We start from the raw sequence: 12,166 nt of genomic DNA, 5'->3' as shown, positions 1-12,166 counted from the left end.
GCGGCCACGCCGCCGCCGGTACGGCGATCGGGATCGACCGCGACCAGGCGATGGCCGACGCGGCCCGGGCCCGCACCGCCGACGAGGTGGTGCGCAACGCGGCCGTCGGCATACAGCTGCCCCGTCTGGCGGCCGAGAGCGGTTTCACGGTGCCCTCGGTCGTCCCCGCCACCTCGGTCTTCCGGGACGTCCGGGTCGCCGACCAGATCCTCGGGCTGGCACGCACCACGCGGCGCGCCGTCACCGCCGGCTACTTCACCCAGGACGCGGCGGAACGCTGACTGGCGCACCTCGCCGAAGGGCCCTTCCTCGCGGCCGTGACGTTCTACATCGCCGTGGCCGAGGCATAGCCGCCCCCGCGGCCTCGCGCCGCACCACCCCTGACTCAGCCCAGGCCGAAGAACCGCGCCGTGTAGTAGCTGGAGCAGATCGCGTCGAGGTAGTAGGTGCCGGTGGTGCCGCACTGGTCGGCGCCCGATCCGGGATCGACGGGGAGGCCGTGGCCCATTCCGGAGATCGTGTAGACCCGGACGGCGGCCCGTCCACCGGCGTCGTCGTAGCTGCTCTCGGTGGTGCCGCCGGGGAGGCCGCGGGTGCTCGACGGTGTCTGGCCGATGCCCCAGACATCGGTCCACTGGTCCCTCAGCTCGGTGGCGTTCACCGGACGGACGGTGAAGTCCGCGGTGCCCTGCCAGATCGCGACGCGCGGCCAGGAGCCGGAGTAGCCGGGGTGGGCGCCGCGGACCTTGTCGCCCCACTGGGCGGGCGTGAGGTTCTGTCCGCCGAACTGGCAGCCGGATGCCTGGACTTGACTGGTCGCACAGTGGGCGGGCAGTCCGGCGTCGATCGAGCCGCCGGCGAAGACGTCGGGGTAGTCGGCCAGCAGGTCGGCGGTCATGCCCCCACCCGCGGACAGGCCGGTGACGAAGACGCGGTGGGAGTCCGAGCCGAACTGCGCCACGGCGTGCCGGACCATCTGGACGACGGACGCCGCCTCGCCGTTACCCCGGGTGTCCTTGGTCGAGTCGAACCAACTGAAGCACGAGAGCGGGTTGTTGACCGCTCCGGTCTGCGGGAGGACCAGCGCGAAGCCGTACCTGTCGGCGTACTTGGGCCAGCCGGAGTGCGCGTAGTAGTCGTCGGCGCTCTGGGTGCAGCCGTGCAGGGCGACGACGAGGGGCGCGCCCGGCGGTAAGTCGGCCGGCGCGTACTGGTACATCTCCAGGTTGCCGGGGTTGGGACCGAAGTCGGGGACGCGTTGGAGTCCGCCGGCCGCGGCCGCCGCGGGCGGTACGGTCGGGGCGAGGAGGCCCAGGCACGCGGCGAGGGCGCCGAGCACGACGGCGACCCTGAGGCGGACGAGATGACTGCGGGGCATGGACAGTTGCATGGGGGGCTCCCGGATCTGCGGACGGCGGACGGCGGACGGCGGACGGCGGACGGCGGACGGCGGACGGCGGACGGCGGATCTGAAGGGGACGGATCTGAGCGAGCGGACCTGGAGGGGAGCGGTGCGCGGTTCGGCGTCCCGCCCGTGTCCCGTCCTGCGGGATGCCTGTGTGGGCGCCGCTTGGCCTGCCTGTGCCGGACGTTACGGGTCGGGGTGGCGGGCGGGTAGGGGCGGTGGGCACATGGAGGCACCGGGGCCTGTGGCGGCGCACGCCATTGCGGCGCCGCACCGCCCGCGACGGGGCGGCACGCCCCCGCGGCCGTCCGGCCCGCCATCGCCCCGGAGATGGCCGCGCACACCACCTCGCCACGGGGGAATGTGTGGGGTGACCCCATGTGCCGACCGCCGCGCCGTTCCTATCGTTGCGGCCATGCACACCAGTCACCGCCCCGGCGAGGGGCCGTACGCGGCGGGCGTGGCGCGCGACGCCGCCGATCGGGGAGCGGCCGGCGCCGGATGCCTGGCCGGGCGGACCGCCATGGTCACCGGGGCCGCCAGCGGCATCGGGCGGGCCTGCGCGCTGGCGCTCTCCGCCGAGGGGGCCTTCGTCCACGTGGTGGACCGCTCCCGGGCGGCGGCCCAGCAGCTCGCCGAGGAGATCGGCGGCGCCGCGCACATCGTCGACCTGTCCGTCCCGGAGGCGGTGGACACCCTTCCCGACGACGCGGACGTACTGGTCAACAACGCCGGACTGCAGCACGTCGCCCCCCTCCACTCCTTCCCGCCGGAGCGCTTCGCGTTGATGCAGCGGGTGATGGTGGAGGCCCCGTTCCGCCTCCTGCGCCGCACCCTGCCGCGGATGTACGAGCGCGGGTGGGGGCGGGTGGTCAACATCTCCTCCGTCCACGGGCTGCGTGCCAGTCCCTACAAGTCGGCCTATGTGGCGGCCAAGCACGCACTCGAGGGCCTGAGCAAGGTCGTCGCCCTGGAAGCCGCCGCGCACGGTGTGACCAGCAACTGCGTCAGCCCCGGCTATGTGCGTACGCCGTTGGTCGAGGAGCAGATCGCCGCCCAGGCCCGCACCCACGGGATCCCGGAGGACGAGGTGGTCTCGCGCGTGATGCTGGAGCGCACGGCCCTCAAGCGCCTGATCGAGCCGGAAGAGGTGGCCCGGGCCGTGGTGTGGCTGTGCACCCCGCACGCCGACGGCATCACCGGCATCTCCCTCCCCCTCGACGGGGGTTGGACCATCCGCTGACCCCTCCTGGAGCGGGGGACGTGCCTGTCGTCAGGCGGGCGAGCGGTGTACACGGGCGCTCCGCGACATGGCGGGTCGCAGCGGTGAACGGGCCGCGCAAGGGAGCGACGCGGCACCGCGGTGCGATGGCGCGCCACGGGTCGGAGAAGATCCGCGGACGACGCGTCGTGGGGACGGTCACCCTCCACCATCTGCTGCACGCGCGACGGCACGACCTGGCCGAGGAGCACCACCGGCAACGCCTGCTCCCGGGCTACCGTCGACGTGCCCCGGACGCCGTCCCCACCTGAGCCTCACGGGGCCTTCGTCGCGGCGAGGGCCCCGTTCGCGCGTCGGCGCGTTCGCGCCGCGGTCGGCGCTCCGGGAAACAGGCCGGTCAGTACCGCTCGGTCAGCGAATCGACGGCCCGTTCGCCGGCCGCATCGGTCAGGGCGCGCAGCCCCCGCACCAGCTCGGCACGCCGGTCGGCCGGGAGACTGGCCACGATGGCCTGGATCTCCTGGTGCCGGTGGGCCATGACCTTTTCGACCAGGCGCCGGCCCTGCGGCTTGAGGCCGAGGATGACCTCGCGACGGTTGTCGGGGTTCAACCGACGGTCCACGAGGCCGCGGGCCTCCAGCTTGTCGACCATGCGCATCGCGGTCGAGGGGTTCACGTCCAGCCCCGCGGCGAGCGCGACCAGTTTGACCGGCCCCTCGCCGTGCAGGACCACCAGGGTGCGCAGTTGCGGCAGTGTCAGCGTCGGTTCGGTCTCGGCGAGCGCCCGCGCGGACAGCGCGACGAACAGCCGGGACGCCGTCATGACGGCCGCGGCGACCTCCTCCACGGTCTCGTGCAGGTCGTCCGCCGGCGGCCCGGCCGGAGTTCGCTGTCGGCCGCCCCGCTCTTGTCGCACCATCCCGCTTTTGTACCGTTCCCTCGGGTGCCGCCGGAGAGCGAGCCTGCCCGTTCGAACGACCAGGCGAAATCATGTTTGCGATTCAACCAACATTTTGATTGTGATCTACGGGCCGCACCTGTCGGCCTGGCCGCACGGGCGGGCACCCGTCCGCTACCCGATCGCCTGGTAGGCCCTAGAAGTGCTTCGCGCCCTCCACGATGGCCTCGCGGATGCGGTGGTAGGTACCGCAGCGGCAGACGTTGCGGATCTCGTCCAGGTCGGCCTCGGTGATCTCGCGGCCGGTGGCGCGGGCCTGCTTGACCTTGGCGACCGCGGCCATGATCTGGCCCGGCTGGCAGTAGCCGCACTGGGCGACGTCGTACTCCAGCCATGCCTCCTGCATGGGGTGCAGGTCCTTGCCGACGGTGGCCGGCAGTCCCTCGATGGTGGTGACCTCGTCGTCCGGCCGGACGTCCTTGAGCGGCACCGAACAGGGGTTGAACGCCTTGCCGTTGATGTGACTGGTGCATGCCTGGCAGACGCCGAGGCCGCAGCCGTACTTCGGCCCGGTCACGCCCAGGACGTCGCGCAGCACCCACAGCAGCCGTACGTCGTCCTCGACGTCCACCGTGACGGGCTTGCCGTTGAGGATGAAGGTGTGTTGGGGCACGGTCGCTCCTTGCGCTACTAGTAGGCGCGGTCCAGGCCGTCGGTCGGCGATTGCGGGATCGGGGGCACGGTCGGCAGCGGCTCGAAGCCGAGCGGACCGGAGTGGTTGATCGGGAACGTCGTCGGCATGGTGCCGGTGGCCTCGCCGTACGCGCAGGCGACCGCGGCCGAGGCGGCGCCGACCGCCAACTCCCCCGCACCGCCGGGCTTGCCGGTGGTCGGCGGCATGACCACGATCTCCAGCTCGGGCGGGGTGTTCCACTGCCGGGTGTAGAAGTAGTTGTCCCAACTGCCCTCCAGGAACGCGCCGTCCTTGAGGTGCAGGCCCGAGCTGAGCGTGATCGCGATGCCGTCCATGATTCCGCCCATCATCTGGGCCTGGAGGCCCTTCGGGTTGACGGCGAGGCCGACGTCGACGGCGCAGACGACCTTGGTGACACGCGGTCCGGTGTAGGCGTCGGGGACCTTCCGCCCGGTGGTCTCCGGCCGGCAGTCGATCTCGGCGAGCACGGCGACGACCCCGTGGTACTCGGGGTGCACGGCGATGCCCTGCGCCACGCCCGCGGGCAACTTCCGCCCCCAGCCGCCGAGTTCGGCGACCTTATCCAGGACGGCCCTGGCCCGGTCGTTCTTGACGAGCTGCTGGCGGAAGCGCAGACGGTCCTTGCCCATCTCGTCCGCGAGCCGGTCGATGATCAGCTCCTGCGCACACCGGACGTTGGGCGAGTAGATGTTGCGCATGCTGCCGGTGTTGAAGCCCTTGTCCACCTCGTTGAGCAGTTGGGTGGTGAGCCCGAGGTCGTAGGGCGACTGCTGGGTGAGGGTGAAGATGGTCTCGGAGAAGGTGAGGTCACCCACCGGCAGCTTCGCGGCGGTCGCCGTGATGATCTCCCCGAGGCCGTGGCCGAAGTCGGTGGATACCGAGGTGTGACGCTGTTCGTAGGTGAGCACCTTGCCCAGCGCGTACGAGGCCCGTATGCGCGAGGTGGCCATCGGATGCGTACGGCCCTGCCGGAACTCGTCGGTGCGGTGCCACATGAGCTTGACCGGCTTGCCCATCGCCTTGGAGATCTCGGCGGCCTCGAGGGCCGCGTCGAAGAACAGCTTGCGGCCGAACGAGCCGCCGCCCTCGGTGACATGCACCGTGACCGCGTGCGGCAACAGGCCCAGCTTCGCCGCGATCGCCCCCTGGGCGACGATCGGCGACTTGAGCGCCGCCCAGATCTCCGCCCGGTCCGCCCGCACGTCGGCCACCGCGCAGTTGGGTTCCAGCGCGCTGTTGCTGGCGAAATGGAAGGTGAAGGAGCCCTCGACGGTCTTGGCGAGCGGGCCCAACTTCGGTACGGCGAGCGGGAGTTCGGCCGCCCTCAGCTCACGCAGGACGGTCTCGTCCGAAGCCCGCTCCGCCGTCCCCGGCCCCCAGATGACCTTCAGCGCGCGCACCGCGTCGATGCACTGGCCGAAGGTCCGCGCACGGACCGCCACGCCCGTCGGGATGGTCGCGACATCGGTCACGCCCGGCATCGCCCGTACCGCGTCGAGGTTCTGCACGGACCGCACCGTGCCGTTGATCGTGGGCGGTCGGCACACCATGGTCGGCGCCGCGCCCGGCACGTGCAGGTCCATGGCGAACTGCTTGCGGCCGGTCACACTCTCCAGCGCGTCCACGCGATTGCGCGCGGTGCCGATGACCGAGAACGCGGAGCGCGGCTTGAGGTCAGTGGCCACCCGTAGGGTCTTCAGGCTCGCGGCCTTCTCCGCCAGCGAACCGTAGGTGGCGCTCCGGCCGTTCGGGGCGGTGATCACCCCGGCCTTGCTGGTCAGCGTGGAGAGTTCGGCGCCGAGCTGCTCGGCCGCGGCCGCCAGAAGGCGCTTCCTGGCGATCGCGGCGGCGACCCGGATCGGCGTGTAGGTGGAGATGGTGGTGTTGGAGCCGCCGGTGAGCTGGTTGAAGAGCAGCTCCGGGCGCGCGTCGGCGAGGGTGACGCGGATCTTCTCCAGCGGCAGGTCCAGTTCCTCGGCGATCAGCATCGCGGTGGACGTGGTGATGCCCTGGCCCACTTCGGCGCGCGGCAGCGCGAACGAGGCCGTGCCGTCGGCGTGCACGTGGATGGTGATGAGTCCGGACGTCGGCAGGGCCGCCGTCGTGAGCATGTCGTTGAGGTCGAACAGCTCGGTCACCTCGGGGAGCGAGCCGACCGCGGCCTGCGCCGGGGTGCTCCCGGCCACCGCGTCGCCCAGTTGCGCGGCGACCGCGAGGGTGGGTGCCGCCAGGACGTAGCCGAGGAACCTCCGTCGGCCGATCCCGGCGGGGGCGCCCGAGGCGTCCGGGTCCCCGGCGCCGGCCTCGTCGTGCTCCGGTGGCAGACGATCCTGAACGTCCATCATCTGTCCTCTCGTGGAGCATCGTTGATCGGCCTACCGGATGGTAGCGAAAGCGTGCTCACGACAAAACACGAGGGACGACACCTCCGTCCGCGCTGCCTGTGGCCGTGCCTGTCGCCCGGACGCGGCCCTCCGAGGGGCGGCGGAAACGCCCGGGGTCCGCCGTGCACCGCATACCGGGTTCCAGCCAGCGTTGGCCGAATCGCCCCTGCCGTACCGCTCCGCGTCGCCTTAGCTTTGAGCCTTTGAAGATCGTCAGGAAGGCGAGTCGAAGAATGGCACTGGGCGACAGAATGAGACGGTTCTCCGCTTCCTCCGCGGGGCGTCGACTGGCAACGTTCGGCACGGTCGCGGGCATCGCCGCGGCATCGGTCATCGCGGTCCCGGGTACCGCCGACGCGGCGACGGCGGGGGCCTACAACGGCGTCTGCGGCCCGGGTTTCGTGGTCATAGACTCCCTGCCGGTCGGAAACGAGGGCACGGTGTACCTCACGTACCAGAAGTCCTCCGGGAGCAACTGCGCGGTCAGCGTCCGCAAGGGGACGGGCGGGCCCATCCCCATGGCGGTCTCCCTCGCGCGCTCCGACGACTCCTCGACGCGGATCTCGGACGAGGGCGACTACACCACGTACGCCGGTCCGGTGTGGGTCAACGCCCGCGGGGCGTGCGTCGACTGGGGCGGCGTCGTCGGCGCGGGCTACAGCCACCGGGAGAACGACCACTGCGGCTGAGAGCCGCTGACCGCTGCCTCAAGGTGAGTTGACGGGACATCAGGTGGGTGGTGCCGGGCACCGCCCCCTTCGTCCTCATCGCCGAACGGACGCTTCGCGCCCCGGGCACGGGGGCTCCGAGGTGCACCATGAGCTGCATGAACGACATGAACGACATGAACGACATGAGCGGTGCCAACGGCATGAGCGGCATGGGCGACCGGGATGGTGCAGTCGGCGTGGTCGACGGGGATGCGGTGACGTCGCGGCACGACGGGGAGGTCCTGGAGCGGGGCGGCCGGCCCGGGGATGCCTGGGAGGGGGTCGTGGGCCCGCTGTTGGACGGGCGGGGCCCAGCGGCGTCATGGTGCGGCGCGGCACGGTCATCGCCGCGTGGGGCGATCCAACCCGCGCCGAGATGGTGTTCAGTGCCACCAAGAGCGTGCTGTCGCTGGTGGGCGGTGTCGCGTTCGACGACGGGAAGCTGCGCCTGGACGAGCCGGTCGCGGAGTCGGTGGACCTCCCCCAGTTCGCCGACCCCCACGGACGCGCGATCACCTGGCGCCACCTCCTCGACCAGACCAGTCAGTGGGAGGGCGAGTTGTGGGGCAAGCCGACGTGGGCGGACGCGCAGAGCACCCGCGAGGGCACCGAGTCGGCGGGCGGGCCTCCCGGTGAGGGCTGGGCCTACAACGACGTCCGCGTGAACCTCACGGCGCTCGCGCTCACCGTACTGTCCGGCAGGGGCGAGGAGCGGATGAGGTCCTTCCACTCCGTGATCGGGCGGCTGTACTTCTTCTCGATCGAAGGGAATTGACTTCCGCTCACCTTCCCAGAAGGAGGTGATTCCCACCACGGTCGGCTGACCGTCTCGGTGGGCTCCTGCTTCAACGCGCTGTGCCGGAACATGTTCCGGTCCTACCTGCGCTCCACGGGCCGTCACCGCCAGTCCGGCGGCCTTTGCGACGTTGACCGCCGCGTTGTGTCTCTGTCCAGGCAGGCGCCACAGGCCCCACACTTCCACTGTCGGATGTGCAGGGGCTTGGGGCCGTCCTTGACGCCGCAGGCCGAGCAGACCTGCGAAGCCGGCTCGAACCGGCCGATCTTGATGAACGTCCGGCCGTACCGTCCGGCTTTGTACTCCAACATGTTCACGAACGCCGCCCATCCGGCATTGTGTGGACGGACTTGGCCAGGAGTGTGCGGGCGGGCTGCCGGGCGCACGGCCTCGCCGCGCTCCTGATCGACGGCCCGCTGCGGGGCCTGAACCCCACCCAGGCCGACGACGCCGCCCGGCACGTCATCGACATGATCGAACGCGGGATCTGAACCCGACCACCGCCACGCACCGGACTGCCCACCCCCGCCCCCGCCCCGCAGGACAGGGCAGGGCGGAGCAGGGCAACGGGAGCGTTTCATCGGCATTTCAGCGCTTTCCACGATGATCCAGATGTCACCGCCGAGAACCCCCGGGCACCAGGCGCCGGAGGAGAGGCGGAAGGTACCGGAGCAGAGAACGCACCGCGCCCTTGGGCGCCGTCGGGGAGGGGCGTAGCGCCGGCGGACGTTGTCGACCGACCGCTCAAGAGCCAGTACCGAGGTTGGATATGGCCCCTGAAGAAATCGCCGCCACGTTGAATGATTGGTCGTTGACGTTCGTCGGGGCCGCTTGTGGCGAGGTCGCCCGGATTCCTCAAGAATGGCGGCCGATCGCCTTTGCGGCCGGCCCGGAAGAGCGTCGGCGGCTGGCATTGTCGCTGTGGAACCAGGGATTTCTCGACCTCGTCCCCGAGTTCGCCGAGGTGTTGAACACACGCTGCGTCGATGTGCGCGTCTGTATCACCGACGACTCCCCCGTTTTGGTTTATGTCCTGGAGACGGAGGACCGGGAACTGGTTTCCTGGGTCGGCTACGATCCCGGCACTTTCGAGGAACCGGAATTCTGGGAGAGTTTCCCGGAAGCGGTGCAGGTGTTCCTACGCGAGGTTCATGCCGGGTTCGTCTCGCAGCGCAGGGAGGCGTTCGGCGTGGCACGGCCCGTCGACATGCGCACCGTCGTCGAGTTGGCGGGGCTTCCCGACGGCGACGCCGACGGGGAGGGCCGAGCGCGCATTTCAGCGCGGCGCCTGCTGAAGATCACGACCGATGGCGACCGTCTGAAGTACTGCCTGTCCCCGGATCTCGCGGTGGGTGAGGTCGCGTTGGTCTACGGCGGGGCGATCGTCCCGAAGGACCTCGGTCAGGAACTGGACGATCTGCTGATCTCGCGCTTCGCCGAACCCTTCTGACCGGAAGGCGGGGAGTGGGGAGCGGGGAGCGGAGACCAGAGAACAGCAACGGGACACCGGGAAGCGGGGAAACGGGGAAACGGGGGCCGGAACCCCCGGTGGTGTGCGGGGCCCCGCGCCGCGTCCGGCCGGTCAGGGGTCGCCGGTTCCCCGTTCGGTCGGCTGGCGGGGGCGCGGTGACCGGTAGGCGCGGGCGAGGTGGTGCTGCAGGCGGGCGTGGCGGAACTGGTAGACCGCGCCGGCCTGGCGGAGCACGCCGCGCTGGTAGGCGTCCTCGAGGAAGGTGACGATGGACCAGGGCAGCCGGCCGGTCAGCGGCAGCCAGATCCGGGAGAAGACCGTCCACTGGCCCCAGCAGGTCAGGCTGAACATGTAGCCGAGGGCGCCGCCGAGAGCGCTGATGACACCGAGTTTGAGCGCGGCCGTGACGTTCCAGACGACCGGGCCCAGGAGCGCCGCCATGGGCCGTACCGCCAGCATGGAGCCGAAGCCGACCAGGATGCCGAAGGTGGGCGCCCAGAGTAGGACTTGGGTGACGACCGTCCGGCCGTTCGTCCGCAGGAGGCCGACCGGGTTGACGGCGGACCGGATGTCGAGCGGGGTCTCGAAGAGGGTCAGCAGGCCGAAGGTGGGGCCGGCGGCCAGCGCGAACATCACGCCGTAGATGAGGCCGTCGCCGAGGCTGCCGGACAGGACGAGGGGGATGCCGACGTGGAACCGGAGGCCGTTGACCACCCCGCGGACGAAGCCGTAGCCGATGCCGAACACCAGCCCGCAGAGCACCCCGATGGCCAGGCGGCGAAGGGGGCTCCGTCCGGTCCGCCGTTCTCTGCCGAAGATCTTCATGCGCACGCCGGACGGTTCCACGGCCGTGTCCTTGGCCGCGACCATGAACCAGTAGGCGATGCCGAAGAGAAGCCCGCCGAAGAGCCCCGCCACCAGCCCGTCCGCGAGTTGGAAGGCGACGGAGTCGAAGAGGGTGCCGACCACGCCGTCGACCAGCCCGATGGCCACACAGATCACCAGCGAGGTCACCAGCGTGCGGGGTATCCGGCGCAGTCCGTGCCCCAGCCGCCACCACTCCAGGTCGGGGGTGTCGAGGCGGGTCAGGTGGTGGGCCAGATAGCCGAGCCAGTACTGGGCGCGTTCCGGGTCGAAGGTGCGGCGCGCCCCGTTGCCGGGAAGGTGCCCGGGCCGGGGGCGGTAGACGGTGGCGGTGAAGTTGTCGAGGAGGTGGTCCTCCAGTTCCTCGGGGGTGCGGAAGCGCCGGGTGTCGAGGAGCGCGGCCGGGTCGTGGTCGGGGGTGTCGCTGTAGACGGCGCGGGCGAGGGTGACCATCAGCGGAGTGGTCAGCACCGCGGCGAGGTTGGCGGCGGCCTGGCTGTGCGGTCGCTCCCGCAGTTCGCTCAGCACGGGATCCCAGGCGGTCGCCGAGGGGCGGCCTCCGCCGCGGGCCTTGCGGGTGGTGCGCGGCAGGTAGTCGGCCAGATCGGTCAGGCCGAGATCGGTGAGTTCCACCGCGGCGGCGGAGGTGAGCACGTCGGTCTCCGCCACCGCGGCGGCGTACTCGGACGGGCGGCTCGTCAGCAGCAGCGGCAGGGTGGTGGCGTTGAGCGCCTCCAGCGCGGGGCGGCGCAGTCCGTCGGCGATCTCGTCGAAGCCGTCCAGCACGGGGAGTATCCGGCCGGTCTCGACCAGCGCGGCGGCCAGGCTCGACCCGCCGGGTCCCGCGGCGGCCAAACCGGGCTGGTCGCGGGTCAGTTGCGCGGCCAGCCAGTCCCGGAGGGTGATGGCGGTCGGGTCCCACGAGCCGATGCTGAAGATCACCGGTACGGCGTCGGCGCGGCCCCGCGACTTCAGGTGGTCCAGCACGAATCGCACGGCGAGGATCGACTTCCCGGAACCTGAGCGGCCCAGCACCACCAGCCGCCCGGACGGGAGCCGCCGATACACGTCCACGATCTCGTCCAGTTGCCCGCTCAGGTCCAGCGGGCCGTGCGTCCCCCCGGCGGGCAGTCGACGGATGTTGGCCCAGTGATCGGTCAGTTCCTCGGCGACCGGCCGCCAGCGCACCGGCAGCGGGTAGGGATCGTGGACCTGCCGCTGTTCCTCCTCGCGCTGCCAGCGGGCGGCGACCGTCTGCGCGACCTGCTCGGCCACGTCGGCCAGGGTCTGGTGCAACGCCGACCCCGGTGGGCCGCCGGCGGCCGGTTCGGGGGGCGGCGTCGAGTCGTCAGGGCGGCCGTCGTCGACGGTCCGGTGGACGGCGGCCGCCAGCAGCCGCTCGCGGTCCTCGGGGCTCAGCCCGAGCGCGTCGGCCAGCAGCCGCACCGTGGTCACCCGTGGGTCGGCGCGCTCGCCGGTCTCCAGCCCGCGAATGGTGCGCACGCCCACTCCGGCACGCTCGGCCAACGCCTCCTGCGTCATCCTCGCCTCGCGCCGCAGCCGTTTCAACAGGGCGCTGAACTCACTGGTCACAGATCACGGCCCTTCCCCCTGCCCATCGGTTTCCCCAGGTGAGGGACTCTAGCGCGGCCACCGGCCGGATACGGCCGGTCTGCTGGCCTGTCCGACGGACCGCTCCGG

Annotated in this window: 10 protein-coding genes and 3 pseudogenes; 7 read left to right on the top strand and 6 right to left on the bottom strand. The window is 71.3% G+C overall.

Annotation, left to right across the window (positions count from 1 at the left end):
- Window positions 1-50 precede the first annotated feature (50 nt).
- On the top strand, window positions 51-281 hold the full coding sequence (locus tag SNOUR_RS35215) for a methyltransferase domain-containing protein (RefSeq protein WP_067355229.1): 231 nt from the start codon (window positions 51-53) through the stop codon (window positions 279-281).
- Window positions 282-391: 110 nt separating this feature from the next.
- On the opposite strand, the pseudogene SNOUR_RS35210 reads toward SNOUR_RS35215, so the two are convergent.
- Window positions 392-1,390: pseudogene (locus tag SNOUR_RS35210) on the bottom strand (extracellular catalytic domain type 1 short-chain-length polyhydroxyalkanoate depolymerase); the annotation flags it as partial.
- Window positions 1,391-1,820: 430 nt separating this feature from the next.
- Here SNOUR_RS35210 and SNOUR_RS35205 point away from each other — a divergent pair.
- Both SNOUR_RS35205 and SNOUR_RS46565 read left to right on the top strand, forming a co-directional pair.
- Window positions 1,821-2,648, top strand: a complete 828-nt coding sequence (locus SNOUR_RS35205) for a 3-hydroxybutyrate dehydrogenase (RefSeq protein WP_079143071.1) — start codon at window positions 1,821-1,823, stop codon at window positions 2,646-2,648.
- 125 nt (window positions 2,649-2,773) lie between these two features.
- A complete protein-coding gene (locus SNOUR_RS46565) occupies window positions 2,774-2,938 on the top strand; it encodes a hypothetical protein (protein WP_159425976.1) in 165 nt (54 codons plus the stop codon).
- 86 nt (window positions 2,939-3,024) lie between these two features.
- Here the strand turns inward: SNOUR_RS46565 and SNOUR_RS35200 are convergent, their stop codons facing one another.
- From SNOUR_RS35200 to SNOUR_RS35190, 3 genes are all read right to left on the bottom strand, one after another.
- Window positions 3,025-3,546: a MarR family winged helix-turn-helix transcriptional regulator gene (locus SNOUR_RS35200; protein ID WP_067355223.1), complete on the bottom strand. Its 522-nt coding sequence runs from the start codon at window positions 3,544-3,546 to the stop codon at window positions 3,025-3,027.
- Between the two features lie 175 nt (window positions 3,547-3,721).
- Window positions 3,722-4,198, bottom strand: a complete 477-nt coding sequence (locus tag SNOUR_RS35195; RefSeq protein WP_067355220.1) for a (2Fe-2S)-binding protein — start codon at window positions 4,196-4,198, stop codon at window positions 3,722-3,724.
- 17 nt (window positions 4,199-4,215) lie between these two features.
- Entirely contained in the window at window positions 4,216-6,585 is a 2,370-nt protein-coding gene (locus SNOUR_RS35190; protein WP_174717928.1) for a molybdopterin cofactor-binding domain-containing protein, read from the bottom strand.
- Window positions 6,586-6,857: 272 nt separating this feature from the next.
- Between SNOUR_RS35190 and SNOUR_RS35185 the strand changes: the two genes are divergently transcribed.
- Both SNOUR_RS35185 and SNOUR_RS48645 read left to right on the top strand, forming a co-directional pair.
- A complete protein-coding gene (locus SNOUR_RS35185; protein WP_159425975.1) occupies window positions 6,858-7,313 on the top strand; it encodes a spore-associated protein A in 456 nt (151 codons plus the stop codon).
- Window positions 7,314-7,656: 343 nt separating this feature from the next.
- A pseudogene (locus SNOUR_RS48645) lies at window positions 7,657-7,977 on the top strand (serine hydrolase); the annotation flags it as partial.
- A 159-nt stretch (window positions 7,978-8,136) separates the two neighbouring features.
- Here SNOUR_RS48645 and SNOUR_RS43655 read toward each other — a convergent pair.
- Window positions 8,137-8,500, bottom strand: a pseudogene (locus SNOUR_RS43655) (zinc ribbon domain-containing protein); the annotation flags it as partial.
- Between SNOUR_RS43655 and SNOUR_RS46560 the strand changes: the two are divergent.
- Together SNOUR_RS46560 and SNOUR_RS35175 are read left to right on the top strand one after the other, a co-directional pair.
- Window positions 8,481-8,621 (top strand): hypothetical protein, encoded by a 141-nt coding sequence (locus tag SNOUR_RS46560; RefSeq protein WP_159425974.1) that lies wholly within the window; start codon window positions 8,481-8,483, stop codon window positions 8,619-8,621. The pseudogene SNOUR_RS43655 and the gene SNOUR_RS46560 overlap by 20 nt on opposite strands.
- 278 nt (window positions 8,622-8,899) lie before the next feature.
- On the top strand, window positions 8,900-9,580 hold the full coding sequence (locus tag SNOUR_RS35175) for a hypothetical protein (protein ID WP_067355214.1): 681 nt from the start codon (window positions 8,900-8,902) through the stop codon (window positions 9,578-9,580).
- A 132-nt stretch (window positions 9,581-9,712) separates the two neighbouring features.
- On the opposite strand, the gene SNOUR_RS35170 is transcribed toward SNOUR_RS35175, so the two are convergent.
- A complete protein-coding gene (locus tag SNOUR_RS35170) occupies window positions 9,713-12,058 on the bottom strand; it encodes a helix-turn-helix domain-containing protein (protein ID WP_079143069.1) in 2,346 nt (781 codons plus the stop codon).
- Between the last annotated feature and the right edge of the window lie 108 nt (window positions 12,059-12,166).

It is taken from the genome of Streptomyces noursei ATCC 11455 (assembly GCF_001704275.1).
Lineage (GTDB): Bacteria > Actinomycetota > Actinomycetes > Streptomycetales > Streptomycetaceae > Streptomyces > Streptomyces noursei.
This window is presented reverse-complemented; position numbering and strand designations above follow the sequence as displayed.

What these genes read in the sequence shown, in the direction of transcription:
- SNOUR_RS35185 (WP_159425975.1), top strand. Translation starts at nt 6,858, where the DNA reads ATGGCACTGGGCGACAGAATGAGACGGTTCTCCGCTTCCTCCGCGGGG.
- SNOUR_RS46565 (WP_159425976.1), top strand. Translation starts at nt 2,774, where the DNA reads ATGGCGCGCCACGGGTCGGAGAAGATCCGCGGACGACGCGTCGTGGGG.
- SNOUR_RS35200 (WP_067355223.1), bottom strand. Translation starts at nt 3,546, where the DNA reads ATGGTGCGACAAGAGCGGGGCGGCCGACAGCGAACTCCGGCCGGGCCG.
- SNOUR_RS35190 (WP_174717928.1), bottom strand. Translation starts at nt 6,585, where the DNA reads ATGATGGACGTTCAGGATCGTCTGCCACCGGAGCACGACGAGGCCGGC.
- SNOUR_RS35215 (WP_067355229.1), top strand. Translation starts at nt 51, where the DNA reads ATGGCCGACGCGGCCCGGGCCCGCACCGCCGACGAGGTGGTGCGCAAC.
- SNOUR_RS35205 (WP_079143071.1), top strand. Translation starts at nt 1,821, where the DNA reads ATGCACACCAGTCACCGCCCCGGCGAGGGGCCGTACGCGGCGGGCGTG.
- SNOUR_RS35175 (WP_067355214.1), top strand. Translation starts at nt 8,900, where the DNA reads ATGGCCCCTGAAGAAATCGCCGCCACGTTGAATGATTGGTCGTTGACG.